This window comes from Leisingera sp. ABM4_103, from assembly GCF_056158685.1.
In genome coordinates this window covers 2,827,526-2,853,541 of the sequence record NZ_JBSWTU010000005.1, presented here as the reverse complement: position 1 = coordinate 2,853,541, position 26,016 = coordinate 2,827,526, and the positions used below count along the sequence as shown (strand labels likewise).

The following is a 26,016-nucleotide window of genomic DNA, read 5'->3' as shown; positions in this document are numbered from 1 at the left end:
GTTACCCCTATGCGATTTGCACTTGCCGCCATTCTAATCTCCTGCGCCGGTTCCCTCTCAGCGGGGGTCAGCGCCGAACAACGGCACAAGGTTGCGTGCTTGGGTTGGGGCCTTGACCGCGCCAACCTGGAGAACGTGAACCTGAAGCTGCAGGAACTCCGCGTCGTACTCATGGACCAAAAGCAGCCAGCAGCCCGCCGCGTAATGGCGCTTGAAGCCGCGGCCTCTATCGGCAAGCTCATTGACGCGGTTGAAGGCGCCAACCTAGCTTCAAATAAGCTGCACGCCTCGGCCTGCCCTAGCTCTCCCGAATAGACTTGCTGATCGCGCGCGAAATCCGTGTTTTGACCCGGCGGCTGCGCGCCCGCCAGACAGGGTAGAAAAACGGATTGGCGGGCATATCCACCGTGCCGAACTCTTGAAAGCGCGCATAGAAGGCGTCACCGCCACCTGCGTAGATCGTGATCCGCATGGTGCCGTATTCTTTGCCGCCCACCTTGCCGACCGTGATAGAACCCGCTGGGGCCTCCCCCCAGGTCCAGCCGATGGAAGCCCCAAGGCGCAGCGTCTCGCCCTGCGGTGCCCGGCTCCACATCTCATCGACAATATCGTTTGCCGCGTCTTCCATCGCGGCCCGCACATTTTTGCGCGCGTTCTTCGGGATCGCCTCCCAGCGCTTGTTGAACTTGTCGAGGCCCTGGACCATCAGGTTTCCTCCAGATCGGCCTCTACCGTCAAAACCCCGTGCGCCGTCACGCCATCGCTATCCATAAACACGCGCATTCCGTCGATGCGGATCAGCACCAGCGCATTGACGGTCAGAGACAAACCGGCCAGATGCAATGCATCCTTCACCGCATCGCAGATTTCCTTGCACGGGCGCATCCGGCCCTGATCCCGCGACCACACGTCCAACTGCACAGTTTCTGTGCGCGCCGTGATGCAATCCATATCATCCTGCACGCTGTCAGTCGGGCCGAAGGTGATGCAAGGGAACTCCCGGTCAGCCGGGGCGCCGTCGTAGATCCTATCACCCACCAGCGCGCCGACTGCGGCGTCAGCAACGAGGGCGTCGTAGATCGCTTTCTGCAGCTCTGCGGAAACGCTCATCAGTTCGCCACTCCAGCCTCGACCACGATATAGACCCACTGCCGGTCGGTGATCGCGTCAACTTCGCGGATCTGGTATCCCGTGCCGCGCCGCGCGTCCCGCATCCGGTAATCCGTGGTGACTGCCCGCGCCGCCGCGCTGGAGCGCACCCGAACCTTGTAAATCGACCGGCCTTGCAGCCGGGCCGCATCCACGGCCTCAGAACCGCGGGAATAGATGAACTCAGCCCGGCAGGCGTAGGTTTCCGTCCAGCCCTGTTCCTGGCCGCCGTAGCCGTCTGGCACCTGCGTAGGGGCGTCAAAGGCCACGCTCTCCCGCAGGTTCATACGCGCGTCCACCGGTAGCCCGAAATCAGGCTATTGACGATGCTGTTAGGCTCCAGCTCGGAAGCGCCAGGCCGGTCGTCATACATCTGGCGCACCAGTTGCTTGACCGCCGCCTTGAGCGCCTCGGGAACATCAGCCGCGGGTCCAAATCCGGCGGTGAACTCAACCCGGACAGGTGCCGGGTTGCCGGTCTCCAGCGTCGGGCCGGAGAAATCAGACGCGAACACGATTTCCGCCCCCTGCGCAACCGGGTGGAAGCTGTAGCCTGCTGCCGCCAGTGTCTGCTCTGTGCCGTTCTCGTCGTCGTATTTGATCGCCACCGCCGACACGTCCGGCACCGGCAAAGAAATGCAGGACTGCCAGTCCGCCAGAGAGAGACGCCACGTCTGCGCGACCATCGCCCGGCCCAAGATGCCCCGGAAGCCGTCCAGGCGGTCAACTGCCGCGCTCAGCAGCGAGGAAATTACAGCATCATCGTCGGTATAGTCCACGACGCCATGCGCCTTGCATTCGGCAACCGTCACCGGCAATTCAGCCGGGGGCGTGATGAGAACCGGGCGGAACTTCACTTGCCGCGGGCCTTGTTCTTCGGCACCGAGCGGGCCTTGTTCTTCACCTCGGGTTCCCTCTTGCGCAGAACACCGCGCGCCACCAGGTGCGCCACTTCGCGCTCGTCAGCGGTGCGCTCGTCGCCCTCGGCATACCATTTATCGCCCTGGTGCGGGCGCAGAACGTCAAATTTTGCCATGAAAGCCTCCTTTCGGCTCATAGAGAGGGCGAGCGAACCCGCCCTCCTTGATCAGCCGACGCTTAGACCACGTAGCCCAGATCGCCGTAGATGAACGCCTCGGGGCGATAGATCGCCAGCGCCAGACGTTCTTCGGCCAGGATGGTGACGAGGTTCTTGGTGAAGTCGTCGTTTTCATAGCCGGTTTCTACGCTGGCATCCCAGCGGTCGAAGATCTGCGCGCCCATGTTGAATGCACCGGTCAAGAACTTGTCCACCGTGATCGCCTGAGTGGCCACAACCGGCAGGCCCCAGAGGGTCGGCGCGGTGGTGCCCTGCGGCTTGCCGATGATGTAGTTGGCATTGCCATCCTTGGTCAGCTCGATCCGCGCCCAGTCGGTCGGGTGCATCACATGGCCGGTCGCCGGGTATTCAGCCAGCGCGGCCTGCAGCATGGCGAGACGCATCTTGTCGATTGCGGTCTCCGATGCCGGGGCAAACGCCGCCGAATAGGCGGTGGAGTTGGTGATCAGGCCGGACAGGTTCTGGCCGGTGCCGTCGCCGTTCAGGATCTGGTTTTCTTCCGCCAGAGCCAGGCCGAACAGCAGGCGCTGGTCGATCATCGAACGCAGGGCGGAAACATCGTCCAGAGCCTGACGCGATGCCTTCATCCAGTGCGCAATCACCTTCGCGGTGGTGGTTTTCACATCCAGCTTCACATCCGAGGACGGCTTGGCCGCGCCTTCGGCCACCGGGGCGGCGTTGTTGTTGAAGCCGGTTTCCTGCACGTACTCGATGGTGTTGCCATCCATGCGGCCCTGCGCCAGCAGGTCACGGATGGTCAGGCGGCGCTGCGGCAGGCCCTGAATGCCCGGCAGGCGGTTCGCGTCGGCGCCATCGCCCACGGCGCCATCGGTGTCAGTGGTCGCCAGGGTCAGGGTTGCCTTGGTTTCCAGCTTCGCCTTGCTGTGGCGGTCAAAGCCGTTTTCCTTGAACGCCTTGAAGCCTTCGCTATCCACGAAACGCTGACCCAGCGTCTTATGCTGTTCGCCGCCTTCGCCGCCTGCGCCGCGCGCCAGCTTCTGCTCCAGCGCGTCCAGAGACGCTTTCAGGCCGTTCATTTCGGTAAGGGCTTCATCAGCCTTTTCCTTGACGCCGTTCGCCAGTTCTTCGCCCTTGGCGGCCTTACCAAGCGCATCCTCTGCAATCTCTTTGACCGCATCGAACTTGCTGGCAAAATCCGCCTTCACTTCTGCGGCCATCTGTTCCGCAGTTTTGGTATCATCCAAAGCCATTTTGGCCTCCTGTATTGGGATGGGGGTTAAGACAGCAGCTCTTTCAAAAAGGCTTCCGTCTGTTGCGCCGCTCTTGCCGGTTCCCCCGGCCCTTTCAGGTGGATGCGTGCGGCACGCTCCGCCTGCGAGTTTGAAAGCCCCAAGCTCCCCTTGAGCAGCGTTTCAAACTCCCGCTCAGTGAGCCGATCCCCGGCCTTGAGCTTTTCCGTGATTTCGTGCGCGGCCTTTGCCGCCTTGACGCTGGTGATCGTCGCGTTTTCGTTGGCGCCGATGGAGACAATCGAGACCTCGAACAGATCAAGCTTTTCGAGGTACCAAACGCCCTTTTCATCATCGACATGGAAGCCGCCCGGAGTGATGCGGTAGCCGATGGACAGGCCGTCGATATCGCCCGCCTTGAGCAGCGCTGCGGCCTCCCGCCCGCGCTGGACGCCCATATTCAGCTTGCCGCGCATCAGGAGGCCGGTTTTGTCTTCCTCGGCCTCAAGCCACTTGCCAATGGGCTGCGAAGGGTCGTGCTGCCAGAACAGTTTCGGCATGGTGCCCTTGGCCTTGTGGTCTGCCAGGCTGTCCGCGAACGCGCCCGCCATCACAACATCGCCATAGCTGTCAGGCTCACCGCCGAAGGTGCTGCCGTAGCCTTCAAACTCGCCGGTTTCCTCGTCCAGTGCCTTAATCGAAAGGACCGGAGCCGCCGCCTTATGCATCATCGTCATTTCCAGCCTCCAATTGGTTGCCTGCCTCGGTGATCGGCACATTCTGCATCTGCATCCGCGGCACTTCGCCGCCCGCAACCGGCGGCTTATTCTCCAGCCCGCGCACCTCATTGATGGTCAGCCAGCCATTCTGCAGGCCGGATTGGTAGAAATCTGCCCGCGACTTGCTGTCACCGCGCAGCAGCCCTTCCAGATTGAACTCGATCACCAGCCCGCGCGCGCGCTCGGCAGGGGTCAAAAGCTGCTTCATCAGCGCCTGCTCGATGCGCTTGATGCGGCGGCGCAGGGTGAATTTCTGGAACGCCAAGGTTTGCTGCTCCAAACCGGTGCCCCAACTCGTGCTTTTTTCGGTATGTCCGACCATGTGCGGCGGAACCCCGAAGAACCGGCAGATTTCCTCAACCGAGAACTTCCGGCTCTCCAGCATCTGGGCGTCATCGGGGTTGATGGTGAACGGCACCCAATCGACGCCGCCCTCAAGCACAATCGGGCGCCCGGTATTCTGCGCGCCGACCATATCGTCAATCAACGTGGACTTTGCCACCTCGCGCTGCTCAGCGGTCAGCCATGCCTCGAATTTCAGAGCTCCAGAAGGGCGCATCCCGTTCTTGAATGTCTCCCCAGCAGCCCGGTCAACAGCCCGCGCAAGCCCGAAAGCATTGCGGGCGAACTGCAGGGTGGACATGCCGCCAAGCGGCGAGCCGCCAAAGCCGCGGATATGCAGGACGTTTCCGTCAAGTTCCCGGTGCGCCTTGCCCTCATCGGACCAGCGGTATTCGATTTCGCCGGTCGGCAGGCGCCGAACGCCCATCAGATCCGGCGCAACCGGCACCAAGCCGACGATCTTGCCGTTATCGCGCAGGATATGCGCGTAGGCGTTGCCCCACAACTCCAGGGACGCCGCCATGAACTCCCAGAAGTCCAGGGCCGTCTGATCATAGTTCGGGCTGTCGTGCAGCAGACGGTAAATGACGTGCGAGCGGTCAACAGTCCGCGTTTCGCCGTTCCGTCGGTAGACCATCAACGGAAGTGAGCCGATTGTGCCTGAAATCAGGTTGGTACAGGCCCAAACCGTCGAAATTCCAAGCGCGCTTTGCCCGGTGACAAGCTCCCCCGCCTCACTCGTACGCTGAAAGCCCGCATGATGCGCGTCCATCAGCCCAAAGCGGCGAACGATCATGGATTTCAAGCGATCTCGCAGACCCATTTAGCCGCCCCCAAGTGCCGCAAAGTAATCATCCAGGCCGCTGTCTTTATTGGCCTTCACCCCCTCAGAGGCGCCAGCAGCCATTGCCAGCGCAATCATGCCATCCATCCGACCACGCTGCCGCGACTTGTCGAACATCTGGTTTCCGATGGGGTCTGTTTTGATTACCGTGTTGGCCGCGCAGTATTGCGTCAGCCGGTTTTCCTCGATCCTGATCTGTCCGGTCAGAACCTTGTCAGTTAGCCGCGTGATTGAATGCGGCATACAGAGATTTCGCTCGCCAAAGGCTACCTTTGTGCCCTGGGAGTGCCGAACGACCTTGAGGCCATCGCCCTCCGGCTCGTCTGGTCCCTCATAAACCCAGACCGACAGCCCGATCCGCTCGCAGGCGTCCCGGAATTTCTCCCAGAAGCTGGGGTCAATCGTCAGGCTGTCCACATCGTATTGCGCGACCAGCTCCTTGATCTTCGCCGCGACAAACTCGTAATCGACCACCGCCGACTGCGTGACGCTCAATTCGCCCTTTTCGACGTAGACGGCATACGGGATGCGGTCCAAGGCGCTCCTGCGCTCCAGCCCCGCGGGGGTGGTCCAGTACCAGAGCCGCCCGATCAGGCTGTCATCCTCGCCCTTCCAGACGCCGCCAAGCGCGGTAAGGTCGTTTTTCTCCGACAGGTCGAGGGACAGATAGCACTTCTTGCCCTCGGTATCTTCGTCCGACACCGGCCCGATGCACGCGCGCCAGGCCGCCTCATCCACCCAGAACCCGCTTGATCCAACCGGGATGCCGAAATAGAGCCGCGAAACCGTGAGGCGCTTACCCTCGTCGTTTCTGGCCCGATTCACGACGCCGCGGACGTTCTCGTGATCGAACGTGACGCCGAGCGCCGGCATCGCCTTGATCCAACAACTCTCGTCGTTGAACGGGTCATCATCCTCATCAACCCGCGCGATGTAGGCAAACGCCTCGTCATCATCGAACACGCCTTCAAGCAAGCGCTGGTAGTATTCCGACTGTTCCGTGCCGACGATCTGGTCAATCGCCGGGGTGTTGGTCCCCAGCATCATGAACGCCGAGCCGGATTTTTTCGCTACACCGGCCGCCCAAAGCTCAATCGGCTTGGCGCTGGCGAACTCGTGCACCTCATCTGCAATCACGCAGTCGGGCCGCGGCCCGGAAAGGCTGTCTGTTGTCGCCTTGGCCTCGAAGAATGACTGGCTGCCGGTGAACTCGATCCGCCAAGCGTTCTCGCCCTTGCCGGAAACGAACACATCCCCGCGGCTCTCCAGGCTCTCGCCAAGGCCGGGAATTTCTGCCCGGCACAGCGCCGCGCCATCCTTGAACGGGATCTTTGCCTGATCCAGCTTGGACGCAATCGCATAGCACTGCGCCCGGCTGATCCCCATGAACCCGCAGACGTAGAGCGATATGCCCCCCATCAGAGGTGATTTCGCCTGCCCCTTGCCTGTCTCCATCCAGACGTTGCGGAACCGCAGCCGCCCGCCCTTATGCCATCCGAACAGCGAGCCGACCACGAACCGATGCCAATCCAGCAGGTGAAACGGCTCGCCAGCCTTCGGCCCGTCCGTGATCGTGAACATGGCCGGGAAGAAGTCTATCGCCTCCTGGGCCGCCGCTTCATCGAAGTAAAGACCGCGCTCAGCGCCGGATTCCAGATCCGAGAAATGGCGCTCGCACGCCAGGCGCACGAACTTGCCCGCGACGATCTCGCCATCCAGAACCCGCCGCGCATATTCGCTAGTGGGGTCCAAGTCTGCCAAGGAACTTGTCCGCCGCTGTTTTGGGCGGGGCCTTGCCCTCCGCCTTCTCGCCCTTTTCCACGGTCAGCTTGAGCGCGTCTTCCAGTTTCAGGATTTGATCCTTGATCTTCTGCAGCGCCGACCAGTTGAAGTTGAACACGTCGCCGCCATTCGGCCCGACCTTCACCGGCCCCTCCTGCGCGACGGTTGGCGCCAGGAACTCATACTCGACACGTTCGCGCACCAGCCGGTCAACAATCCGCTTCCGCTGATCGGACAACTGGCCGCGGGCCTCCAGATCCTCACAGAGCGCTTTCCACTCTCGATCTGCGGCCTCCGCGCGGGCCTCGCCCTCTGGCGCATCCTTGTAGATCCGGGAATAGGCAGGCTTGCGCATGTTACTTTATAACCCCTACCCCTGTTTGAAACGCGATCTGTGTGAAAATGAAGCGGGGGCGCGGGTCTACCGGATCAGGGCCTCTGAACTTTCAACCACCCCCCCCTGCCCGCGCCATCACACAGCCGCTATCAGGCCCTACCAGGACCCTGTCCTATCGGCCTGCCATCCAGCCCTACCACTCGGGCTTTCGCCTTCTCCTGGGCTATCCACGCGGCTCCTGCGACGGTCCACTGCCTCATGCTGCGGGCCTTGTCCTCTATGCGTCTGCATTCCCGCTGGTGACAGTCGAAGCACACGGCCCAGAGGTTGCTTGGCTCGTGCGCGAGGTCGGGCCGCAAATCATAGGGCTGCTTGTGGTCCACGACCGCGCTCGATGGGTGGCGCCTGCCCGGCCTCAGTACGGAACCGCATATCTGGCAGGTCCATAGATCGCGCTGCAGAATGACAGGCCGAAGCTTCTGCCATCGCTTTGTCTTGTGGATTGCAGCCAATCAGTACCAGGCGATGACGGTTGCGGTGGTTCCGGTAGCGTCGATGCTCCACGCACGGAACGGCAGGATATCACCGGCATTCACGCTGTAGGTGATCGGCATTGCGCCCTGTGCGTCACGGATAGCAACGTCACCCGCAGCAGCCACATAGAGGGCGCGTGGGCGATTGGGCAGTGCGGTGTTGTCAGCGGGGGCCACGGTGTAGTGATTGGTCGCCGGGCTGTCCATGCCTGCCGCCATATGCTCGAATGGGTCTGCCATAGGTCAGGCTCCTGTGCCGGGATGTGCTGGGGAATGTGTGTATCCGCGCTCTGTAGGCACCCCGGCGGCATAGCCAACTGACAGGGAGGGTGTATGCAAATTGCAGGAGTGCCGGAGGGCCTACAGAAAGCGGATTGTTTGAGCGCGGGTCAGTCACTCGTATCACCGAACATGCCGGGACAGTGGAAACGGACTTTTCGCGACCGATCTTAGTTGCCTTGAGAGATCCGCCGCGCTCATGAGGTGCGGCCTGTATCCAGCACGATGAGCTGCCGGAGCCTGCGGGGGCAGGAGGTCGCACCGCAGGAAAGCGGCTGTGCGGGTCTTTCCCCGCCTGTCAGCCCTACTCTGGACCTGAGACCGGGGCGCGACCCCGATATGCCTTGATGCCCGCGTTACCGGGCGATTGCATGGCGATGCTCCAAGATCGAGTTCTGCGGCCTTGACCGGCACATAGGGCGTCTGCGGCAACGCCATTGAGCGCCACCTGTTCCGGGGTATCCCGCCCGGTACGCCACGTGGCCGGCCCTAAGCCTTGCGATACACGCGCAGTTCGGTAGATGCCCGAGAGTATACCACATCTTGCGGATGCATCAAGTGGTTGTGCGGCATCACAGCGCGGTCAAAAGAAGTAGCCCCCACCAGCCGCCAAACAAACATACGAGCAAGCCGTACCAGCCCGCAGCGCCCCACATGGCCACGCGGATAAAGTCCGGCTCCAAGCCAAGGTGCGGGGCAAGAAGCCATGCCACTCCGGCAGCCAGCCACGAAATGACTGCCGGGACGCCCAGCAAGAGCCAAGCAATCTGACTTCCGCTCACGCTGCTCCAGTGGTTAAATGCGCTGCTATCCATCACGCCGCCCCCTTCACGTCCAGCGGGTCAATCCGCACCTTCACCGCGCGCCCGAACATCTCCGCCTCAGCCTCAATCATCGGGTGCATGTCATGGGCCGCCTGCACCATGCGCAGGAACTTGGCGGCGCGCTCCATGAACGGCCCGGCCAGCACCTCCAGCGCAGCGCCCGGCTCGAACTGGCACATGGCCGCCCGGTCCCGGCTGTCGATGATGCGCTGCGCCTCGGCGTTCTCCTGCTCCACCTTGCTGAGGAAGGGCTGAACATGCCTGCGGACTTCCTGCGGGTTTACGGCCATCAGCGACGGGCTGAGGCCGCGGCACTGGATGGCCTTGGTGAACATAGCCGCCGGGATATCGGCGAAGATGTAGCCCGGCAGGTAGGCCGATGTGACCGGCTCAGCGTGCCGCTTCTTGCCCTGGCGCTTGAATTCGATCTTGCGGGGGGCGAATGCCTCGATGCCGAGGGCGCGAAGCTGGCGCTCCACGGCGAATTCTCCGCGCTCCTGCGTGATTACCGGCAATTCCTCGTCACCCTCATTCTCCCGAAAGTGAACGTGACGCGGGAGCTTGACGATCTTCGTCGTCGTGATGCCCAGATACCATGTCATTCCTGCCTGCCTCCTGCCTGCTATGCTGCGTGACGCGGGCCGCGCAGGGCCTCACCTGCCGCAACCGATTTCAGCGCCCCTGCAAGCCGCTCCTGCAGCCCCACCGGCCAAACCCGGCGGCACAGAACTCGCTGCAGGATAAACGCCGCATTCGCCATCTGATCGGCACCTTCCCGCAATTCCCGCCCATCGGCCACCAGCGCTAACGTGCGGGCCAGGCTATCCCGGACGGGGGCAGACCAGTTCTGCCGCCCTATGATTTCCTCCAGGATGTGTTCTGCGTTGCGGATCTGCTGCGCCTTCTGCCGGTCCAGCTTGTGCTCCTCGCGGATGTATTTGTAGCTCATAGCGGCCTCCTGCTATCTCGAAAGGTCAACGGGGTTGGGGTTGAACAGAAACTCGCGGGTGCAGCCGGTGAGGATGCAGAGCGCGTCAACGTCCTCATCGCGCGGCAGCTGGCCTTTGGCTTTGTGGGCTGCAAATGTGGTCTGCGGTGCCCGCGCCTCCCGCGCCCAGCTCGATACGGTCTCGCCCTGTGCCGCCAGGGCAACGCAAACGCGCTCCCAGAAGCTCGGCGGGGCTGGTTGTGCTCTCGGGTATGCCATCAGATCGCCTCCTTTGCCCGGTGTTTTTTGACGCCGGTGATGATGGTTGAATGGTCGCGGCCAGAGAACATGCGGCCAATCTGCGGATAGCTCAGCGCGGTCTTGTCCCGCAGCATGGCCCAGCACTCATAGCGCAGGTCGTGCAGCTCGCCGATGCGCCCCAGGCGACCGTTGCCGTCCTTGCGGAGAAGCTCAAGCACCTCAACGCCCTTGGCGGCGGCGAACTCTGCCACCAGATACGCGCCAGTCTTGACTTTGTGGCCGCCTTGCGACCGGTTGCCATCATCCCATTCGCGGCTGGCGCGGGCGTTTTCCTGCGCCGCCAGTCTCACCATTGCGTTCATGCCTGCTGCTCCATCAGAATATCGTTGAAGTCCTTCCCCGGCTGGTCCGGGATATGAACGGTTGCCTCGATGCCCTTGACCGAAAGCCGGTGCGCCAGCGTCCAGGCTGCTGCGTGGCCTCCGAACTTCGGGTCGTTGTCGCCAAAGATCGCGACCTCGGTGCAGCCTTCCGGCGGCCACCACTTCTTGAGGATCGCGGTATTGATCGCCGACCAAACCGGGATGCCGTAGATTGCCGATGCCGCCAGCGCGGTTTCGATGCCCTCAGCGATGCCCAGTGGGCCGCCGGGCGTGTAGTCCGACAGCATGACGCATGCGCCTTCCGGCAGGTCCCCAGGCATCATCTTGCGGGGCGCTGCCATTTCGGCCTTTCCAGAACCATCTGGCTTGAGGAATGTCCGGTGCATCGACACGAACTTGCCCTGCCCCGGCACGCCGACCATTGCCACCATCGCCGGGCGAATGCCGCCCTCGCCGTCGCGCAGCTTGGGGGCAAAGCGAATGGCCGGCGCATAGATCAGATCATCAACGCCGCGGGCAGCGAGGTAGGTGTGAACCAGATCGCCCGGCTGCACCTCCTGCGTCTCCAGATAGGTCCGCTTGAGAACATCCCGGCGCTGATCGTCGGTCATGGCCGGGCGCTGCGGCGCATCCGCCTTCACGTTGCCGACCATATCGTCAATCAGCCGGGCCACATCGGCGAAGCTCTTGCCGGTGTATTCGATTGCCAGCTTCATGCCGTCGCCAGCGCCGCAGGTGCAGATGTACGTCCCGCGCTGATCTTTATTATCGAATCGGAAGTTGTCTTTCGACATGCAGAGCGGGCACGGGCTGTGCTTGCCGCTCAGGGATTTCTCCGGGATGCCGAGGCTCAGCAGAATGCCCTTCCACTTGCCGCGGGCCGCGTGGGTGGTCTTTTCGTGGAACATGCTCACTGCGCCCCCTTCGCTTTTTTCTTCGCCCAGGCGATGCGGCGGGATTTCTCGTAATTCAGAAACGCTTGATCAGGAGCCGCCGGCACATCATCCAGGCCGCGGGGCCACACATCGAACTTCCCTCTGTAGAGGTTTGCCGCCCAGCCGCGCTTGTAGCCGCGCTCTTTCGCCAGCCACAGGCACATGCCATAGAACCGCTGCTTTTCCTCCTTGGTGGGTGCGGGCTTCTTCTTCGGGGTCAGCTCCACAAGCTCCCCGTCGACCGTCTCCACGCCTGCCACGGGTTTGCGCTCATGGCCGCAGAACGGGCATGTGAGGGACGTAATCAGCGCCGCGCAGTTGCCGCACTCCTTGGGCAGCTTTTCCTTGCGCTCGACCGGCTGGCGCTCGCCCTTGGGGGTCGCGTCCAGGCCGTCGCGGTGAATGTCTGTCACCAGCCCCAAGCGCAGGCTGTTTCCCGCGTGGTCCAGCACAAGCAAGTCCTCGGTGCCTTCGTTCACCCGCAGGCCGCGACCGATCTTCTGGACGTGCAGCATGATCGACTTGGTGGGCGCCGCGTCGATGATGCAGCTCACCGGCCAGTCAACGCCCGTGGTCAGCGTGCGGACTGAACAGGCCACCTTGACTTCGCCCGCCCGAAACCGCTTTTCGATCAACTGGCGCTCTACGCTGTCGGTGAAGGCGTCCACATAGGCAGTTGCCACCCCGGCGCGCTCGAAGGCTTCGGAAAGCTGCTTTGCGTGCGCCCGGTTCACGCCGAACAGCAGCGTTGGGCGGTTCTCGCCGCGGGCAAGCCACGTCTCGACCACTGACGCCATCAGGGCCTTGCCCTCCATCACGTCGGCCACCTCGCCCTCGTGGTAGTCGCCTGCCACGGTCTTCACGCCGCTCAGGTCCGGCACATCCGGGGCGAACACGGTGAACTTGGAGAGATAGCCGTTCTCGATCAGCTCTCCGATGGTGATGGGCGTAACCTTATCCTGCCACAGCAGGCCCATACCGCGCGCCCAAGGCGTGGCGCTCATGCCGATGAAAACCACGTCCTGGCGCTCGGCCATCATGTCCTCGATCACCTTTGCGCGCAGATGGCATTCGTCCACGATCACAAGCGCAGCCTCTGGGATTTCACGGCGGGCCAGCGTTTGCACCGATGCGACCTGAACCGTTGCCAGCGCATCGGTGCGGGGATGGTTCGCCTGCATCACGCCGATATCGCGGATTCCCTCGTTTTCGAACGCGCTGACGGTCTGGTCGATCAGGCTGACGGCGGGCGCGGTGAAAATCACCCGGTTACCCTTAGCCAGAGCGCCCTCGATGATCTTTGCCGAGGTCAGTGTTTTGCCAAAACCAGTTCCCGCCTCTAGGACAACCCGGGTATTTCCCTGTGCCAGAGAATTGCGGATCAGCTCGATGGCCTTGCGCTGATGCGGACGAAGGTCTTTCGGTTTGGCTTGGGAAGTCTGGAACAGGTCAAACATCGGAACCCCCATTCGCCACTTTCTGGCTAGGGAAATTCAGAACGTTTGCGGGGCCGGTGCTGTCGCCCCTATTATACCAATCCCTATCGGGTGACACGGGTGTCACTCTGGGCAGGGTGACACTGTTGTCACTCTCGCAGGGTGCTTTTTTTGTCACTCTGGTTTCGAGCCACTTCTTGCCAGCGGGGCGGCCAAAAAGCACAAACTGGTTGCTCCCCTGGTGGCCGTTCTTGCGGCGCTTTTGGACAACCAACAGGCCGTTTTCTTCCAGCTCAGCAACGAACCGCATGACGCTGCGACGGCTCACGCCGCAGCCTTCTGCAATGGTGTCATAGGCGGGAAAGCAGTCGCCAGTTTTGTCGTGGTGGTGGCTGGCGATGATCAGCAGCACATGGCGGTGTCGGGACGGTGCGCCAATGCGCTTGCACACGTCGATTGCCCAATTGATTGCCCGGATGCTCATTTGGCACCCCCGGCTTTTTCAGCCAGACGGCGGGCGATCTCTCCGATGCTGCGCCAGTTGTCGGAATTTTCTTGATTGTCCACGCGTGTGGAATCATAATACTGACTGAATTCAGTCACTGCCGATCCTCCTTACTAGGGTCGCTTTGATTAGAGAGGTCGGGCTGTTGGCGCAGCTCGGCCTCTTGCTCGTTTATAAGGGAATTTCCCTTATTTTCAAAGGCTTTTCTCACGATACCTGCCCCCGAAATTCGATGCCCAGAACCGCCAGGGCCTCGGCCACGCTCGACACGACAGCCTTCTGCCCGGTCCATGTGGCGTGCCATTTCTCCTGGTCTGGCGTCAGCTTCCGGGCGCTTGGCGGCTTGGTGCCGTCCTTCACCTCAATCAGCAGGTTGATGCCCCGAAACCCGACAGCCAGATCCGGGAACCCGGCACCAGCGGTGTGCGTCGGCGTGACGGTTGCGCCGACCGCGCGCAGGGCGGCGACGATCTCCGCCTGGTTGGCATCCACCTTTGCGGCGTAACGTCTGCTCATGCTTTCCCCCAGATGCGCGCCCAGAGGCGGGCAGCGAGTGATTGACGAGGCGGGTTGGCCAGAATGGCGTGTGTGGCGCGATAGGTGGCCTCACGGGCGCTGTGCTGGCCTCTGGTGTCCTTGCGGGCCTTGGCGGCCTGATAGGCGGCGATGGCGGCTGTGCGTTTCATTTCAGCCACCGCTCTTTCAGCTCGGCCAGCTTGGCGTCGTATGCGGGCTGGTGGATCGGGTCTTCCCAACGCTCTTCGCTGATGGCCCAGCTACGGAGCGCAGTGAGCATACAGGCGGCTTTCTGGGCGCGGATCTTGCGCAGGATAGGGTCAGACATTGCCTGCCTCCTCTGCCTCACAGCGCGCATCTGTGACGATGGCGTTAAGCGCGCTGGTGAAGGTGCAATCGCTGGAGTTCGCCAACTCCCAAACCCAGGGGCTGTTTTCTTCGCTGAGGCCGCGGCGCGGACCCTTGACGCCAAACTTGACTTGGGCGCGGCAGGCGATGGCGCGAACGCTTGCGGCGGTGCTGCCAGCGGCCTTTGCGATTTCCTCTGCCGAACGGTGCGGGTCGCTGTGAAGCTCTGCCAGGATGGCGTCGGTGATCGGGCGCTTTCTCATGCCACCTCCTCCGCTTCGCAACGCGCGTCGTTCAAAACCGCGTTGAGCATGTCCAGATAGGTGCTGCCGGACTTCTTGGCTTCCGCTTCCAGCCAGCAGCGGTTCACATAGGTGATGCCGCGCGGCACTCGCTTGATGCCAACGGAAATGCCGTGGCGGCGGGCGACAGTGCGGACGTACTCAGCAGACTGGCCGCAGGCCGCGGCGATCTCTTTGGAGCTGCGGGCCGGGTCCTTTCTCAGCTCGACCAGGGCGGCTTGCATTGCGGAACCACGGGTCACTGGTCGGCCTCCCCGTTCAGGGTGGCGTAAGCGCGGACCTTTACCTGCCCAGCAACAAAGTCGCCATCACCGTCGCAGAAGCTGTCTGCCGCGTCGATCACGCTTTCCAGCCCGAGGGTGAGGCGGGCAATTTCAGCCTTAGCCTCCACCAGCAGCAATTCGCTGTCGTCGTCTTCGCGATGGCATTGGGTCAGGTGCGCGTCGATGCGCCGCAATAGGTCACTCATACGTCTACTCCTTTCGGGTAGCTGGCGGCTCTTTCGGCTAAGGCCCCAAAAAGCCAGCGTGAAATCTTGAACTTTCCAGCCTGCTACGCTATATCCGTATTAGGCAGAACGGCTCAGCGGGGGATCAGCAGCCTCCGCAGCCCAATATTCGACAGGGATAGCCCCTTTGGTGGCGCGCTGGATCTTCACAGCGAGCCGCACGGCGGGGAGACACTCCCCGCGAACGAGGTCACACAGGTACGAGTAGCTAATACCTAGCTCCTGCGCCAATTCGGCGCGGGTGTGACTGGATGTTTTGAAGTATTCGGAGAATGTCAGCATGGCTCAAAACTACGGCATAATCGTAGGTAAGCGCAAGGACAAAATACGGTATTATCCGCCCACACGTGCGGCGAAACTACGCTATATGGGGGAAATGAGGCTCAGAATCAAAGAGATCCGTAAGCAGAAGAAGCTAACCCAAAGGGTTGTCGCGGAGTTGGCCGGGGTCTCCCCCAGCTACTTCGCGGATCTTGAGCGCGGAGACAGCCCAATCAACAGCATCCGGCTCGACGCAATTGCGCGAGCGCTTGGGGTGCCGCCCTCAGAGCTTATAGAGGGCGATGATGATCCCGATGATATCAAACTGCGTGAGGACTACGCTGCCCTTTCGGAGGAGCAGAAAGAGGTAGTGCGCAAGCTGGTTGCATCCCTAGCCGCAAAAGAGTGACCGCCTTGCGGACCTGGCTTTGAGCATCAATGCTCAATCGCTGAAATTCAGCCATGAATTGTTCAGTGTCTTTATCCATGCTCAAAATATATTCCTACACTGGCGATTTACGCAAGTTTTATGGTGGAAGTTTCCGCCACCCCTAACCGTCTATTCTGATTGGCTTTAGGATTGAGAAGCTGAGGCGCGCCGCGTTTGACGTTGGGTTGGGCAGGTCAAGGTCGCGCATGTAGCGGATCAATTCATGGGTGAACCCGGCGCGGCGGCCCATGCTGATTCCTACCGCCTGCCTATGGATGAGCGAGAACAACCGCGCGCCCTCATCTGTCATGCTGTAGCCTTTGGGGCCTTTCTCAAACGCGCCGTCGCCCTCACCGGCCCGCAGGATGCTGCGAACGCCTGCGCGCGACATGCCGGAGAACTCAGCCAGGGCGCTGATCGACCACCCGCCGCCATGCGTTGACAGTATGCGAAAGATGGTCATTCCCCCGTAGGATAAGCCCAGCGAACGAATGGCAAACCCATACCGAACCTGAAATTCCATCAGGCCGCGCTCCTCTGCTGATAGCGGTGGTATGTTGCCAATGTTCATGCTGCTTGGTACACGAATTACGAACATACCGCAATTTTTTCTCGAAAGCCTCTTGCGCAAACTACGGGAATAGCGTAGCTTAGTCTCAAGCAAGGGAGAACCGAGACATGCACAGCACCGCCGAAGCGCTTCACAGCCACTACGCTGAAACCCGGGCCAGCTTGAGGATGGCCCCTCGCCGCCCGCGCCGCCGTTTCACAGAAATGCTGCACCTCGCAGATTTCGACATTGACTGCGGCTCTCTGGCTGTTGAGGCGGCTTTCGCCTTCGACGTGACCCGCGAAGATGCGGACCCGTCCACCGGCTACGACCAAGCGACTTGGGACGTTGAGGGCGAGATTACCGCCATCAAGGTTTCCGGCCTGACCATCCGCCGCAATCTGGCTGACCCGTACCGCTGCGACCTGCTGGACTTCATCAGCGAGGACACGGCTGCCGCAAAGGCAGAGCTGAGCCGGTACGAGCAATTCCTGACCGACCAAATGCAAACCGAATACGAAAACGGCGACCGCGTTACCGGCGGCGCAATGGCAGCGGAGTGAAGCGCGTGACCACCATTTTCGACCAGATCAAAGCAGACCGTGAGGCGGGGTCGCCGGCGGAATGGATTACCGAAAAGGCGTTCGGTGAAGAGGATGAGATGCTCTACTGGACCATTGAGGACAACTCCGCAGATGAGTACCGCGGAAGCATCGCAACGGTTTTCAGCGCTGAGCATATTGGCGGTATTACCAGGAGTGAGCGCGACGCCAACGCCCGCCGCATCGCCCGCGTACCTCAGTTGGAGCGCATCGCTCTGGCGGCGGAGGGGTTCGCTGCGCTGGCGGAGGTGATGATGAAGGATCTCGTTGAGCACGGCGGATATACCTTTGAGGATGATTTCAAGGATGAGCTGGCTGCCCTCAACGCATTCCGGGAGGCCAGCGCATGACCTACATCACCACAACCCCGGCAGCGCCCTCCCTCGCTGCCACCCCGGCGGCAAAGACCACCACTCACGGCAGCGGCCGCCGGGGAACCATGGATGAGGCTTTCGAACTCGCAGAACAGGCCAGCTACATCGAGGGCTGGAAGGCGGGCAAGAAAGCCGCTGAGCGCTACCAGCGCGTGGGCGACCTGACCGACGTTTGCGCCTTCTCTGCGTTGGCCTTCGCCGCCGGTCTGGCAATCGGCCTCTACATCATGGCTCCGGCCTTCTGAACTCCCTGTAGCGCGCGTTTTACCGCCGTGCGCCACCTCACCCCGGCGGGCCTCGTTTTGCCCAAAACTGCCCGCCGGGGCTTTTCAAAGGAGCGAGATATGAACCAAGTTTCCCCGGTCAAACTGCACGACGCAGAGCAAGGCTCGGACGAGTGGCTGCAGATCCGCTGCGGCGTCCTGACCGCCAGCGTCGTCAAGGAAATCGTGACGCCAACCCTCAAGCTGGCCGCGAACGACAAGACCCGCGCCCTGGCAAACAAGATCGCCATTCAGCGCATCACCGGCATTCCCGAAGAAACCTTCACCACGGAAAAGATGCTGCGCGGCCACATTGACGAAGAAGTCGCGCGCGACCTCTACAGCAAGAAATATGCGCCCGTGTCCGAGGTGGGCTTCATCACCAATGACCGCTTCCCGCACTTCGGATACTCACCTGACGGGTTGGTCGGCGCGGACGGGTTGATCGAGGTGAAAAGCCGCGACCCGCACCTGCACCTTGCCAGCATCACCGCTCGCGAGCGCGGCGAAGGTATCCCGAAGGAATACATGGCGCAGGTTCAAACCGGCCTGCTGCTCTCCGGGCGCGACTGGCTGGACTTCATCAGCTTCTCGCACGGCCTGCCGATGATGGTTCACCGGGTCTACCCGGACGCCGACTATCAGGCGGCTATCGCTGATGCGGCCAAGGCATTCGAGGCAACCGTTCAAGGCATCATTGCCGAGTATCAGGCCGCGACCTCTGACGCCTCTGTCTACACCCCGACCGAACGCATTGACTATGAAGGGATGATCCTGTGACCTCGATCTTGCACACCATCGCCGCCAAGTCCGACCAGCTCAACGCCGAGGATCTGATCGGCGGCCCGCTCACCGTCCGCATCACCGGGGTGAAGGTCAACACATCCGAGGACCAGCCGGTCTGGATTCACTTCGAAGGCGACAACGGCAAGCCGTTCAAGCCCTGTAAGACCATGCGACGCCTGCTGATCCGGGTTTGGGGCGACGACAGCGCGACCTATGCCGGCCGCTCCATGACGCTCTATCTGGACCCGGAAGTCAAATACGGCGGGATGAAGGTTGGCGGCATCCGCATTTCGCACATGTCCGAAATGGACAGGCCGCAGTCCTTCTATCTGACCGAGACGCGCGGCAAGAAGAAGCAGCACACCGTCAAGCCGCTGGCAGCGCAGCAAAGCCAGAAGATGCCGCAGGAGCCGACCGCCGAGGAACTGCATGACGCCCTGGCGGAACTGGATGCGGCAGAAAACATGGATGCTTTGGTGCAGGTCTGGAAGTCGCGCCCTGCCTTCCACACCGTCGAGGCCTTTGTTCAGCGCAAGGATGAGCGCAAAGTGGCGCTGACTGTGCCGGCGGATGGTGGGTTCTGATGATCGACCGGAAAGCCATCCGCGAGGCCTACGCCGAGAACGAGGCCGCCATGAAGCGCACCGTTCCGCTGCTGGGCGAGGATGATTACCGCCTGTGCGTTGAAATGGCGGCTGAGCAGTGCGGCTGCACCTATGAGGAAGCCCGCAGCGTGATGCTGGACGAATGGGCAATGGTGGGGAGCGGGTGACATGGAAAACTCGATGAACAGGGCCGCGAAGGCCACGCAATACCTGATCGACAGCGCGGCAGAGATTGCCGCTGCCAAGGCTGACCTGACCAAGGCGGAGAACATGCTGCGCGTAGTCAAGGCAATGGCGATGAAGCACAGCGATGAAAAGAGCGCCGCGGCACAGGAACGGGAAGCCTATGCCAGCCAGAAGTATCTTGCTGCGGTCAATGAGCTGGCGCTGGTTGCAGGAGAATACGAGAAGCTGCGGGCGCTGCGCGAAGGGGCCAAGATGCAAATCGAGTACTGGCGCTCTTTGAATGCCAATCAGCGGGCCGCTGAGCGCGGCTATGGTAGCGCAGCATGAGCCGCCCCGTCAAAGAATGGGTCGGGAAGGCCGACACCACCCCGGCCCCAGCGCGCGTCAAGGCCCGGATCATCATGGCGCAGGACGGGATCTGCGCCTGCGGCTGCGGCGTCAAGCTTGGCGCCTCTGGCGAGGCTATTGAGTTCGACCACGAAACCGCGCTGATCCTGGGCGGCGAGAACCGGGAGGGCAACCTGCGCGCCCTGCGCCGTCCTTGCCACCGGGTGAAGACCAACGCCGACGTTGCGCAGAAGTCGGTCGAGGCCCGGAAGCGGAACAAGGACCTGGGCCTTCACAAGCCAAAATCAACCCTGCCCGGCTCCAAGGGCAGCAAGTGGAAACGAAAAATCGACGGGACATGGGTTCCCCGCTGATCCTCTGACAGTGACCGGGCACAGCAGCAACTTGATACGAAGCGTTGGCACAACGCCAGGCGCGAGCATCTGGGAAGTTCATTGGTCATTGCGCTACCGAATGCGCCAATCATTCACCCGACCGGTCACTTTCTGAGGAAGGCATAGAGAGGAAATAAGATGGAAGAGATCGACCTTATCACAGGCGCAGGCACCAGCGGAGAAGAAGGCGCTTTTGACCCGCGCAAGATAGAGGCGGTGGGCCTTGACAACATGGCGCTTAGCCAAGCCCTAGCGCAGGCCCTGCGCCCCTTTGCGCCCTTGCTGCGCCAAGGGTGTGGGTTCGGCGTAATTGATCGCGAGGATGATGTTTCGGTTATCGGCATCAAGGCGTCTGACGAGTAGTTAGCCCGGTCACTTTCTGAGAACCAGTGAGACAGGAGAAAGAGCATGGACATGACCGAGAACGAAATGAGCGAAAACATGCGCGTGACCGCGGGCGAGCTGCGGGCCTTTATTGAGCGCGTGGAACGGCTCGAAACGGAAAAGCAGGCCGCCGCTGATCAGCAGAAAGAGGTGTTCGCCGAAGCCAAGTGTCGCGGCTACGACACCAAGGTGATGCGAAAGATCATCGCCCTGCGCAAGCGCGACCAGAACGATATCGCCGAGGAAGAGGCGGTGCTGGGAATGTATAAAGAAGCGTTGGGGATGTGAGCGAAATGAGCGATATGAACTGTCCATACTGCGGCGCTGATATCGAGGTTTGCCACGACGACGGGTTCGGCTTCTCGGAAGATGAAGCGCACCATTACGAGTGCTGGGACTGCGAGAAGCATTTCGTCTTCTACACGTCGATTTCTTTCTACTACAGCCCTCGGGAAGCAGATTGCCTGAACGGGGAACCCCACGACTTCAAGCCAACTTTCACCGCGCCGGTTGAATACACAAAGATGGAGTGTCAGGCGTGCGAAAAGCGACGTGACCCGACACCATCGGAGATGGCCGAGATTTTGGCCGGCAGGGAAGCGAGACGGGGCGCCACCGCATGACCTTCTTCGCCCCCATCCCCTCGCTTACCGACCGCATCCGCGCCGATGCGCAGGCGATGCGGATCATGCACGAGCTGAAGGACGCAGCGCACAACATGCGCCGCCCGCCGAAGTCCTGGGATCTGCAACAGAAGATGGGCAAGGGGAACAGGTCTTTCCCCGCCTCAGTCGCCAGCCTGTTGAATGCGGACCTGATCGACCGCCGCGAGCCGTCAGGCCGCCTTACTCTCACCCCTGCCGGGTGGGAGCTTCTGGGGGAACAGCCCCCGTTCTGGATGGAGGATGCAGCGTGAACGCGAAACCCGAACTGCTGCCGTGCCCGTTCTGCGGGAGTGAGAATCTCGTTGTCGAGGATGATTTCCGAAACAGTCATGAATGGGTCAAATGCGGCGACTGCAAGGCGCGCGGACCATACGTTCCAGAGGACGTTAAAGATTACTGGAACACCCGCCCGGCCCCCGCCGTGGAAGTGAAGCCGCTGGAGTGGGTGGACGACAAGGATGCGGAAGTATGGACGAAAGCCGTTACCCAGATCGGCACCTATTTTATTTGCGACGACACCGACGACTTCTCCGGGTTTTATGTGGAACTAATCAGCCACGACAACGCGCGATGGTGGCAACATGTCCGCTCCACAAGCGAAATGATTATGGACAGGCATCATGACGATGACCTTTCCCCACTGAAATCCGCTGCCCAAGCCGATTACGAGCGCCGCATCCTCTCCGCCCTCTCTCCCCAGCCCCCGCTGTCGCCACAAGAGGCGGCAAGGGTGTTGTTGAGTGCCTGCGGACGCGGCGAGGTGGCCGACCATATCCATACCGCAATGGTAGCAGAATGCGCCAATGGCTGGGAACTGCGGGACAAGGTGTTCGCAGGTAGAATCTTCGGGGCAATCCTTAAGGCACTCGCAGAAGGGACAGAGGCATGAGTGATCGGGTGAAGCGATATGCGTCCTTCCTGCGGCGCCAGCACAACCAATTGTGTTTTGAGCAAGGATGCGACGCCGGGCAGGAAAGCACCGCCTATGGAGAGGGGGCAGATGCTTTGGAGGCGGTTGGCCCGTTGCGCGGCCTCATCCAATCCCAGGCCGCGCGGATAGAGAGGCTGGAGGCGGCGCTGGAGATATTTCGTAGTTGCGGGTGTCCGGTCTGTGGTGGGGATTGTTCGTCGGCAAATCCGCCCGTCACAAACTGCCCAATGAAGGAGGGCCAGTCATGAGCGCGCCGGATCGGTATGGGAGCACCCGAGTAGCAAAAATCAAGGCTGCCTATGACGATTTACGGACGGCTGTTCGGTCTGGGGACAATGATGCGGCACAACATGCACTTGATCGCTACGAGCCTTGGGCTGATTTCGCATTTGCCCCAGTATCTCCCGCCCGCCTTCACGCTGAGGAACTGGCGGAGGCGCTGCGGGAGGCCGAAAGCGCATTAGCCACCAGCTATCAGGTGGTGGACTACCCCGCCAATGGCGACAGTCCGCAAGATCACGCTCTAACGGCAGTGCGCAACGTCCTCGCCAAGCTGGAGAAGGAGGAAGGGAAGTGAGACTATGGGAAACAGATCACCCCTACTACATGACAGAAGGGAACTACTTCGGTCGAGACTGCCATACCAAATGGGAAAGCCTAGAACTGTTCCTGGCCGACTTCGGCGATTCTGACATCGACAGAAACCTGGTTGTGCGCTGGGATTGGCGTGAGGGCAGTGACTGGGATCTAGCCGATTACAACGGCAGCGACACTGACCGCATTGCGCGGCTGATGGTACAAATGGTTCACCAGCGCAAGGCGCTATTGGCCTCACATGAGATCAATGTGTGCCGCAATGATGAGCCTGTCGCGCGGGAATTTCTCGCTAATCATGCAGAACGCTTGATTGAGAACTGGGAGCCTCTCATCGCAAAGGAGGGGGAATGATGGTTAAGCTTGAGAACAGAGAGGTGGAAGACTGGGACGCAGGAGACCGACTGACTTTTGCCCTCGCCGGGCTTTCTCGGGAAGCCGCCGACGCTACCAAGGAAAACCTCGGGCCGATCCGCGGCTTCACCGACGACTATCCGACGCGGCTTCTTGAGCGGCTTGATTTCTGGATGGGCTACATCCGCGAAGTCGAGAGGGAAGTTCGCGGCGAGCCGAACCCGAAGGAGGGAAGCTGATGGGCAAGCATGAGCCGGCGGCCTTCAGAGAGGCAAATGCAGCCGCATTCCTCGATCTGTCCGTCTCCCGCTTCCGCAAGCTGGTGAGCTGCGGCGCCCTGCCTGGCCCGGTGCGGCTGGCCGATGGCGTAGAACGCTGGCGCACCGACGATCTGCGCGCCATCCTCAGCGGGAAGGCCGCCCGGCCGTCCGAGGACTTTGAGCTGTGAGAAAACCTGCCAAGCCCAGGATCGCCAAGCCGCACCTTGCGTGGAAGTGGAACAAGCGCCGCAGCGTTTGGGATCCATATCACCGGGTGACGTGGACGGAAGGCGGCAAGCGCCGCGAGCGCGCCGTGAAACTGGATTGGCAGGGCGATGCCGAGCGCCTGGACGCGCTCTATTGGGAATGCGCGACCGGCAAGCATGAGAAACAGCAGGCGCCGGCCAAGCACACATGGCGCGCGCTGATCGACGCCTGGCGCAAAGACCCGCGGGTGCAGGGCAAGCTGTCCGAAGGCACGAAAAAGACCTATCGGCGCGACATGGAGGGTATTCTGGAGAAGAACGCGGACAAGGACGTGCGCCGCACCACCAAGGCGGCCGTTCGCGCGGCTCACGCCAAGCTGTCCGAGACGCCGCGCAAGGCCGACCGCTTCCTGCAAACCGTCAGCCTGCTGTGGAACTATGGCGCGAACAAGCTGGACTGGCCGCTTGGCGACAACCCGACAAAAGGCGTCGATCACTACGGCAAGCAGCGCGAATACGAGCCTTGGCCGCAATGGATGGTGGATAAGCTTGACACGGCGCCGGAGGACGTGCGCACGGCCGCTTTCCTGATCCTGAACACCGGCCAACGCCCGAACGCCGCAATCTCCATGAAATTCGCGGACTTCGACGGCGATTGGATGAGTGTTCTGGACGAAAAGAACGACGAGCGGATCGAGGTCTATTGCCCGGCAGAGCTGCGCACCTTCATCGCCTCAGCGTCGCGCAAAGGCGCCTATGTGCTGGCGAAGAACCTGACGCAGCCGCGCGGCTATTGGGCCGTCTCCAAGGCGTTCCGCGCCTGGCGGGATGATCTGGGGCCGAAGGCTGCGAAGTACGTGCTGCACGGCCTGCGAAAGCTGGCAATCATCCGCCTTGCCGAAGCCGGATGCAGTGACGCCGAGATCCAGGCTGTGACGAACCAAAGCGCCGAAATGGTCGCCTATTACCGCGCGCGCGCCAGCCGCAAGGCCCTGTCCCGGTCGGCCCAGCAGCGACGGACATAGCCTGGACCAGAACAGGAACAGAACGTGACTGTGGGAGTCGGGTGTGGGAGTGGCGCAGATCGCCTGCAATTAGCGGCTTGCGGGAAGCGCTGATTTCCCTTTAAAATCAATGGTGCGGACGGCGGGACTCGAACCCGCACGGCCATAAGGCCAGGAGATTTTAAGTCTCCGGTGTCTACCATTCCACCACGTCCGCGTGCAGCATCTGATGCGCTGCTACAACAGCAGGTCTAGCCTCCTGATTTCAGGCGGACAATCGCTTTTCGGCGTTTGCCGGGAATTTTCTGGGTTCCGTGTGCAACTACAATTCAACGTCGCCTGCCCCCGGCGGCGCCAGCGGCCCGCCCGGATCGGCCAAATAGCGCTCCGGCAGCCAGGGATTCAGCGCCAGCGCCGCGGCCAGCGCCTCCCGCGCCTCCTCCATCCGGGACAAGCCGTAAAGCGACAACGCCCGCCCGCTCATCGCCGCGACATGGCGCGGCGAAAGCTCCAGCGCCCGGTCAAGATCCCGCAGCGCCGCGGTAAAATCCCGGCGCAGGTAATGCACAAAGGCGCGCTGGTTGTAGCCCTCCGCATACTCCGGGCAATAGTCGATCAGCTGGTCGAAATCCTCCAGCGCACCTAGGAAATCAAAAGACGAGCGCCGGGTCATGCCGCGGTTCAGGATCTCTTGCGCGCGCTCATCCGGAGCATCGGCCCAAAACTCCCACATCCGGTTGGCGATCTCGCGGGCCTGCGCCTCGCTGTCAGCCTCCTGAACCTCGCTCAGCAGCGCTTCAAGCGGAGTGCTGTGGTCAGGCGCGGACGGGCAATCCGCCGCGGCAGCCTGCGAAATCAGCGGCACGGCGGCAGCCGCCAAGACAAAACAGACCGGAAAATACGGGGCGCGGAACACAGAACAGGACATGCCCTTATGCTGGCACAATTACGGTTTCGTTCAAGTCAACTGTGCGCGCGCTGCATCCGCAACGCGCTATAGCGGCCCCAGCGCTCCGTCCTCCTTCACGGCCTCCATCGCGACGTAGGTGGAGGTCGAGGAGACATGCGGCAGCGAGGATATCTTTTCCCCCAGCACCGCCCGGTAGTCGGTCATCGAGCGGGTGCGCACTTTCAGCAGGTAGTCGAAATGCGAGGCCATCATGTAGGCCTGTTCAATCTCCGGCAGCTTGGATACCGCCGCGTTGAATTTGGCCAGAGCCGCCTGCCGGGTGTCGTCCAGCTTAACCTCGACAAATGCCACATGATCCAGCCCCAGCCGGATCGGATCGACCAGCGCACGGTAGCCGGTGATGATCCCCTCCGCCTCCAGCCGCCGCAGCCGGGTTTGGGTCGGAGTTTTCGACAGGCCGATCCGGCGGGCAAGATCAGCGATGGAGATCCGTCCGTCCTCCGCCAGCACATTCAGAATCGCGCGGTCGAACCTGTCGATGTCGGAGAAGGCCATTTGAACCTCAAATTCTCATCTTTTCATCCATTCGACCTGCTTGTGTCACATTTTCGGGCGATTGTCCCGCGGGAAAGCGTGTAATCTAAGCAAAA

General features: G+C 61.6%; 50 protein-coding genes and 1 tRNA gene. 20 read left to right on the top strand and 31 right to left on the bottom strand.

Annotated features, from left to right (window positions below):
* Positions 1-9 precede the first annotated feature (9 nt).
* On the top strand, positions 10-315 hold the full coding sequence (locus ACXAED_RS15715) for a hypothetical protein (protein WP_475051255.1): 306 nt from the start codon (positions 10-12) through the stop codon (positions 313-315).
* Here the strand turns inward: ACXAED_RS15715 and ACXAED_RS15710 are convergent.
* The 27 genes from ACXAED_RS15710 to ACXAED_RS15580 all read right to left on the bottom strand — a co-directional run bounded on the left by ACXAED_RS15710 (position 299) and on the right by ACXAED_RS15580 (position 15,240).
* On the bottom strand, positions 299-706 hold the full coding sequence (locus tag ACXAED_RS15710) for an HK97-gp10 family putative phage morphogenesis protein (protein WP_475051254.1): 408 nt from the start codon (positions 704-706) through the stop codon (positions 299-301). The genes ACXAED_RS15715 and ACXAED_RS15710 overlap by 17 nt on opposite strands.
* Positions 706-1,110, bottom strand: coding sequence for a DUF3168 domain-containing protein (locus tag ACXAED_RS15705; protein ID WP_475051252.1), 405 nt, complete (start codon positions 1,108-1,110; stop codon positions 706-708). Before ACXAED_RS15705 ends, ACXAED_RS15710 begins: the two co-directional genes overlap by 1 nt.
* On the bottom strand, positions 1,110-1,436 hold the full coding sequence (locus tag ACXAED_RS15700; protein WP_475051250.1) for a phage head completion protein: 327 nt from the start codon (positions 1,434-1,436) through the stop codon (positions 1,110-1,112). The genes ACXAED_RS15705 and ACXAED_RS15700 overlap by 1 nt, the downstream gene beginning before the upstream one ends.
* The gene (locus ACXAED_RS15695) at positions 1,433-2,005 is read right to left on the bottom strand and encodes a head-tail connector protein (protein ID WP_475051248.1); all 573 of its coding nucleotides are present in this window, start codon (positions 2,003-2,005) and stop codon (positions 1,433-1,435) included. Before ACXAED_RS15695 ends, ACXAED_RS15700 begins: the two co-directional genes overlap by 4 nt.
* Positions 2,002-2,184, bottom strand: coding sequence for a hypothetical protein (locus tag ACXAED_RS15690; RefSeq protein WP_475051247.1), 183 nt, complete (start codon positions 2,182-2,184; stop codon positions 2,002-2,004). Before ACXAED_RS15690 ends, ACXAED_RS15695 begins: the two co-directional genes overlap by 4 nt.
* 62 nt (positions 2,185-2,246) lie before the next feature.
* Entirely contained in the window at positions 2,247-3,458 is a 1,212-nt protein-coding gene (locus ACXAED_RS15685; protein ID WP_475051246.1) for a phage major capsid protein, read from the bottom strand.
* A 26-nt stretch (positions 3,459-3,484) separates the two neighbouring features.
* Positions 3,485-4,174, bottom strand: coding sequence for an HK97 family phage prohead protease (locus ACXAED_RS15680; RefSeq protein WP_475051245.1), 690 nt, complete (start codon positions 4,172-4,174; stop codon positions 3,485-3,487).
* Positions 4,158-5,381, bottom strand: a complete 1,224-nt coding sequence (locus tag ACXAED_RS15675) for a phage portal protein (protein ID WP_475051244.1) — start codon at positions 5,379-5,381, stop codon at positions 4,158-4,160. The genes ACXAED_RS15680 and ACXAED_RS15675 overlap by 17 nt, the downstream gene beginning before the upstream one ends.
* Positions 5,382-7,163: a terminase large subunit gene (locus tag ACXAED_RS15670; protein ID WP_475051243.1), complete on the bottom strand. Its 1,782-nt coding sequence runs from the start codon at positions 7,161-7,163 to the stop codon at positions 5,382-5,384.
* A complete protein-coding gene (locus ACXAED_RS15665) occupies positions 7,141-7,539 on the bottom strand; it encodes a P27 family phage terminase small subunit (protein WP_475051241.1) in 399 nt (132 codons plus the stop codon). The genes ACXAED_RS15670 and ACXAED_RS15665 overlap by 23 nt, the downstream gene beginning before the upstream one ends.
* 131 nt (positions 7,540-7,670) lie before the next feature.
* On the bottom strand, positions 7,671-8,033 hold the full coding sequence (locus tag ACXAED_RS15660) for an HNH endonuclease (protein WP_475051240.1): 363 nt from the start codon (positions 8,031-8,033) through the stop codon (positions 7,671-7,673).
* Complete coding sequence (locus ACXAED_RS15655) at positions 8,034-8,294, bottom strand: spike base protein, RCAP_Rcc01079 family (protein WP_475051238.1); 261 nt, start codon at positions 8,292-8,294, stop codon at positions 8,034-8,036.
* Between the two features lie 611 nt (positions 8,295-8,905).
* Positions 8,906-9,148 (bottom strand): hypothetical protein, encoded by a 243-nt coding sequence (locus ACXAED_RS15650; protein ID WP_475051236.1) that lies wholly within the window; start codon positions 9,146-9,148, stop codon positions 8,906-8,908.
* On the bottom strand, positions 9,148-9,759 hold the full coding sequence (nusG, locus tag ACXAED_RS15645; protein WP_475051234.1) for a transcription termination/antitermination protein NusG: 612 nt from the start codon (positions 9,757-9,759) through the stop codon (positions 9,148-9,150). The genes ACXAED_RS15650 and nusG overlap by 1 nt, the downstream gene beginning before the upstream one ends.
* A gap of 20 nt (positions 9,760-9,779) precedes the next feature.
* On the bottom strand, positions 9,780-10,106 hold the full coding sequence (locus tag ACXAED_RS15640; RefSeq protein ID WP_475051233.1) for a hypothetical protein: 327 nt from the start codon (positions 10,104-10,106) through the stop codon (positions 9,780-9,782).
* Between the two features lie 12 nt (positions 10,107-10,118).
* Positions 10,119-10,364, bottom strand: coding sequence for a hypothetical protein (locus tag ACXAED_RS15635; protein WP_475051232.1), 246 nt, complete (start codon positions 10,362-10,364; stop codon positions 10,119-10,121).
* Positions 10,364-10,708: a helix-turn-helix domain-containing protein gene (locus ACXAED_RS15630; protein ID WP_475051230.1), complete on the bottom strand. Its 345-nt coding sequence runs from the start codon at positions 10,706-10,708 to the stop codon at positions 10,364-10,366. The genes ACXAED_RS15635 and ACXAED_RS15630 overlap by 1 nt, the downstream gene beginning before the upstream one ends.
* The gene (locus tag ACXAED_RS15625) at positions 10,705-11,637 is read right to left on the bottom strand and encodes a DUF7146 domain-containing protein (protein WP_475051228.1); all 933 of its coding nucleotides are present in this window, start codon (positions 11,635-11,637) and stop codon (positions 10,705-10,707) included. The genes ACXAED_RS15630 and ACXAED_RS15625 overlap by 4 nt, the downstream gene beginning before the upstream one ends.
* Before the next feature lie 2 nt (positions 11,638-11,639).
* Positions 11,640-13,133, bottom strand: a complete 1,494-nt coding sequence (locus ACXAED_RS15620) for a DEAD/DEAH box helicase (RefSeq protein ID WP_475051226.1) — start codon at positions 13,131-13,133, stop codon at positions 11,640-11,642.
* The gene (locus ACXAED_RS15615) at positions 13,114-13,584 is read right to left on the bottom strand and encodes a helix-turn-helix domain-containing protein (RefSeq protein ID WP_475051225.1); all 471 of its coding nucleotides are present in this window, start codon (positions 13,582-13,584) and stop codon (positions 13,114-13,116) included. Before ACXAED_RS15615 ends, ACXAED_RS15620 begins: the two co-directional genes overlap by 20 nt.
* On the bottom strand, positions 13,581-13,703 hold the full coding sequence (locus ACXAED_RS15610) for a hypothetical protein (RefSeq protein ID WP_475051224.1): 123 nt from the start codon (positions 13,701-13,703) through the stop codon (positions 13,581-13,583). The genes ACXAED_RS15615 and ACXAED_RS15610 overlap by 4 nt, the downstream gene beginning before the upstream one ends.
* Before the next feature lie 109 nt (positions 13,704-13,812).
* Complete coding sequence (locus tag ACXAED_RS15605; protein WP_475051223.1) at positions 13,813-14,121, bottom strand: hypothetical protein; 309 nt, start codon at positions 14,119-14,121, stop codon at positions 13,813-13,815.
* Positions 14,118-14,291, bottom strand: coding sequence for a hypothetical protein (locus ACXAED_RS15600; RefSeq protein WP_475051222.1), 174 nt, complete (start codon positions 14,289-14,291; stop codon positions 14,118-14,120). The genes ACXAED_RS15605 and ACXAED_RS15600 overlap by 4 nt, the downstream gene beginning before the upstream one ends.
* Positions 14,288-14,449, bottom strand: a complete 162-nt coding sequence (locus ACXAED_RS15595; RefSeq protein WP_475051221.1) for a hypothetical protein — start codon at positions 14,447-14,449, stop codon at positions 14,288-14,290. Before ACXAED_RS15595 ends, ACXAED_RS15600 begins: the two co-directional genes overlap by 4 nt.
* Positions 14,442-14,732, bottom strand: coding sequence for a hypothetical protein (locus ACXAED_RS15590; RefSeq protein ID WP_475051220.1), 291 nt, complete (start codon positions 14,730-14,732; stop codon positions 14,442-14,444). Before ACXAED_RS15590 ends, ACXAED_RS15595 begins: the two co-directional genes overlap by 8 nt.
* On the bottom strand, positions 14,729-15,013 hold the full coding sequence (locus tag ACXAED_RS15585) for a hypothetical protein (RefSeq protein ID WP_475051219.1): 285 nt from the start codon (positions 15,011-15,013) through the stop codon (positions 14,729-14,731). The genes ACXAED_RS15590 and ACXAED_RS15585 overlap by 4 nt, the downstream gene beginning before the upstream one ends.
* On the bottom strand, positions 15,010-15,240 hold the full coding sequence (locus ACXAED_RS15580; RefSeq protein ID WP_475051217.1) for a hypothetical protein: 231 nt from the start codon (positions 15,238-15,240) through the stop codon (positions 15,010-15,012). The genes ACXAED_RS15585 and ACXAED_RS15580 overlap by 4 nt, the downstream gene beginning before the upstream one ends.
* Before the next feature lie 319 nt (positions 15,241-15,559).
* Here ACXAED_RS15580 and ACXAED_RS15575 point away from each other — a divergent pair, with 319 nt between their 5' ends.
* Positions 15,560-15,949 carry a helix-turn-helix domain-containing protein gene (locus tag ACXAED_RS15575; protein WP_475051216.1) on the top strand — a complete coding sequence of 130 codons (390 nt, stop codon included), beginning with the start codon at positions 15,560-15,562 and terminating at the stop codon, positions 15,947-15,949.
* Positions 15,950-16,091: 142 nt separating this feature from the next.
* Here ACXAED_RS15575 and ACXAED_RS15570 read toward each other — a convergent pair whose 3' ends face one another.
* Complete coding sequence (locus ACXAED_RS15570) at positions 16,092-16,493, bottom strand: hypothetical protein (protein WP_475051214.1); 402 nt, start codon at positions 16,491-16,493, stop codon at positions 16,092-16,094.
* Between the two features lie 155 nt (positions 16,494-16,648).
* On the opposite strand from ACXAED_RS15570, the gene ACXAED_RS15565 reads away from it, so the two are divergent.
* The 18 genes from ACXAED_RS15565 to ACXAED_RS15480 all read left to right on the top strand — a co-directional run bounded on the left by ACXAED_RS15565 (position 16,649) and on the right by ACXAED_RS15480 (position 24,477).
* Positions 16,649-17,083: a hypothetical protein gene (locus ACXAED_RS15565; RefSeq protein WP_475051212.1), complete on the top strand. Its 435-nt coding sequence runs from the start codon at positions 16,649-16,651 to the stop codon at positions 17,081-17,083.
* A gap of 5 nt (positions 17,084-17,088) precedes the next feature.
* Complete coding sequence (locus ACXAED_RS15560) at positions 17,089-17,472, top strand: hypothetical protein (RefSeq protein ID WP_475051211.1); 384 nt, start codon at positions 17,089-17,091, stop codon at positions 17,470-17,472.
* A complete protein-coding gene (locus tag ACXAED_RS15555; protein ID WP_475051210.1) occupies positions 17,469-17,741 on the top strand; it encodes a hypothetical protein in 273 nt (90 codons plus the stop codon). Before ACXAED_RS15560 ends, ACXAED_RS15555 begins: the two co-directional genes overlap by 4 nt.
* A gap of 99 nt (positions 17,742-17,840) precedes the next feature.
* Positions 17,841-18,539 (top strand): lambda exonuclease family protein, encoded by a 699-nt coding sequence (locus ACXAED_RS15550; RefSeq protein ID WP_475051209.1) that lies wholly within the window; start codon positions 17,841-17,843, stop codon positions 18,537-18,539.
* Positions 18,536-19,129, top strand: coding sequence for a hypothetical protein (locus tag ACXAED_RS15545; RefSeq protein WP_475051208.1), 594 nt, complete (start codon positions 18,536-18,538; stop codon positions 19,127-19,129). The genes ACXAED_RS15550 and ACXAED_RS15545 overlap by 4 nt, the downstream gene beginning before the upstream one ends.
* The gene (locus ACXAED_RS15540) at positions 19,129-19,317 is read left to right on the top strand and encodes a hypothetical protein (protein WP_475051207.1); all 189 of its coding nucleotides are present in this window, start codon (positions 19,129-19,131) and stop codon (positions 19,315-19,317) included. The genes ACXAED_RS15545 and ACXAED_RS15540 overlap by 1 nt, the downstream gene beginning before the upstream one ends.
* Position 19,318: 1 nt before the next feature.
* Positions 19,319-19,663 carry a hypothetical protein gene (locus ACXAED_RS15535; protein WP_475051206.1) on the top strand — a complete coding sequence of 115 codons (345 nt, stop codon included), beginning with the start codon at positions 19,319-19,321 and terminating at the stop codon, positions 19,661-19,663.
* Positions 19,660-20,037: an HNH endonuclease gene (locus ACXAED_RS15530; RefSeq protein WP_475051205.1), complete on the top strand. Its 378-nt coding sequence runs from the start codon at positions 19,660-19,662 to the stop codon at positions 20,035-20,037. Before ACXAED_RS15535 ends, ACXAED_RS15530 begins: the two co-directional genes overlap by 4 nt.
* Positions 20,038-20,196: 159 nt before the next feature.
* Positions 20,197-20,421 carry a hypothetical protein gene (locus tag ACXAED_RS15525; RefSeq protein ID WP_475051204.1) on the top strand — a complete coding sequence of 75 codons (225 nt, stop codon included), beginning with the start codon at positions 20,197-20,199 and terminating at the stop codon, positions 20,419-20,421.
* 45 nt (positions 20,422-20,466) lie between these two features.
* Positions 20,467-20,730, top strand: coding sequence for a DUF2312 domain-containing protein (locus ACXAED_RS15520; RefSeq protein WP_475051202.1), 264 nt, complete (start codon positions 20,467-20,469; stop codon positions 20,728-20,730).
* A 5-nt stretch (positions 20,731-20,735) separates the two neighbouring features.
* The gene (locus ACXAED_RS15515) at positions 20,736-21,065 is read left to right on the top strand and encodes a hypothetical protein (protein WP_475051201.1); all 330 of its coding nucleotides are present in this window, start codon (positions 20,736-20,738) and stop codon (positions 21,063-21,065) included.
* Positions 21,062-21,358: a hypothetical protein gene (locus ACXAED_RS15510; protein ID WP_475051199.1), complete on the top strand. Its 297-nt coding sequence runs from the start codon at positions 21,062-21,064 to the stop codon at positions 21,356-21,358. Before ACXAED_RS15515 ends, ACXAED_RS15510 begins: the two co-directional genes overlap by 4 nt.
* Positions 21,355-21,996 carry a Lar family restriction alleviation protein gene (locus ACXAED_RS15505; RefSeq protein ID WP_475051198.1) on the top strand — a complete coding sequence of 214 codons (642 nt, stop codon included), beginning with the start codon at positions 21,355-21,357 and terminating at the stop codon, positions 21,994-21,996. The genes ACXAED_RS15510 and ACXAED_RS15505 overlap by 4 nt, the downstream gene beginning before the upstream one ends.
* A gap of 286 nt (positions 21,997-22,282) precedes the next feature.
* Positions 22,283-22,615 (top strand): hypothetical protein, encoded by a 333-nt coding sequence (locus ACXAED_RS15500; RefSeq protein ID WP_475051196.1) that lies wholly within the window; start codon positions 22,283-22,285, stop codon positions 22,613-22,615.
* Positions 22,612-22,986 (top strand): hypothetical protein, encoded by a 375-nt coding sequence (locus tag ACXAED_RS15495; RefSeq protein WP_475051195.1) that lies wholly within the window; start codon positions 22,612-22,614, stop codon positions 22,984-22,986. The genes ACXAED_RS15500 and ACXAED_RS15495 overlap by 4 nt, the downstream gene beginning before the upstream one ends.
* Positions 22,983-23,225: a hypothetical protein gene (locus ACXAED_RS15490; RefSeq protein WP_475051193.1), complete on the top strand. Its 243-nt coding sequence runs from the start codon at positions 22,983-22,985 to the stop codon at positions 23,223-23,225. The genes ACXAED_RS15495 and ACXAED_RS15490 overlap by 4 nt, the downstream gene beginning before the upstream one ends.
* Positions 23,225-23,434: a hypothetical protein gene (locus tag ACXAED_RS15485; RefSeq protein ID WP_475051191.1), complete on the top strand. Its 210-nt coding sequence runs from the start codon at positions 23,225-23,227 to the stop codon at positions 23,432-23,434. Before ACXAED_RS15490 ends, ACXAED_RS15485 begins: the two co-directional genes overlap by 1 nt.
* Positions 23,431-24,477: a tyrosine-type recombinase/integrase gene (locus ACXAED_RS15480; protein ID WP_475051189.1), complete on the top strand. Its 1,047-nt coding sequence runs from the start codon at positions 23,431-23,433 to the stop codon at positions 24,475-24,477. The genes ACXAED_RS15485 and ACXAED_RS15480 overlap by 4 nt, the downstream gene beginning before the upstream one ends.
* Positions 24,478-24,587: 110 nt before the next feature.
* On the opposite strand, the gene ACXAED_RS15475 is transcribed toward ACXAED_RS15480, so the two are convergent.
* From ACXAED_RS15475 to ACXAED_RS15465, 3 genes are all read right to left on the bottom strand, one after another.
* A tRNA-Leu gene (locus ACXAED_RS15475) sits at positions 24,588-24,673 on the bottom strand.
* 105 nt (positions 24,674-24,778) lie between these two features.
* Positions 24,779-25,384, bottom strand: a complete 606-nt coding sequence (locus ACXAED_RS15470) for a tetratricopeptide repeat protein (protein WP_475051187.1) — start codon at positions 25,382-25,384, stop codon at positions 24,779-24,781.
* Between the two features lie 66 nt (positions 25,385-25,450).
* Positions 25,451-25,921 (bottom strand): Lrp/AsnC family transcriptional regulator, encoded by a 471-nt coding sequence (locus ACXAED_RS15465; protein ID WP_475051186.1) that lies wholly within the window; start codon positions 25,919-25,921, stop codon positions 25,451-25,453.
* Between the last annotated feature and the right edge of the window lie 95 nt (positions 25,922-26,016).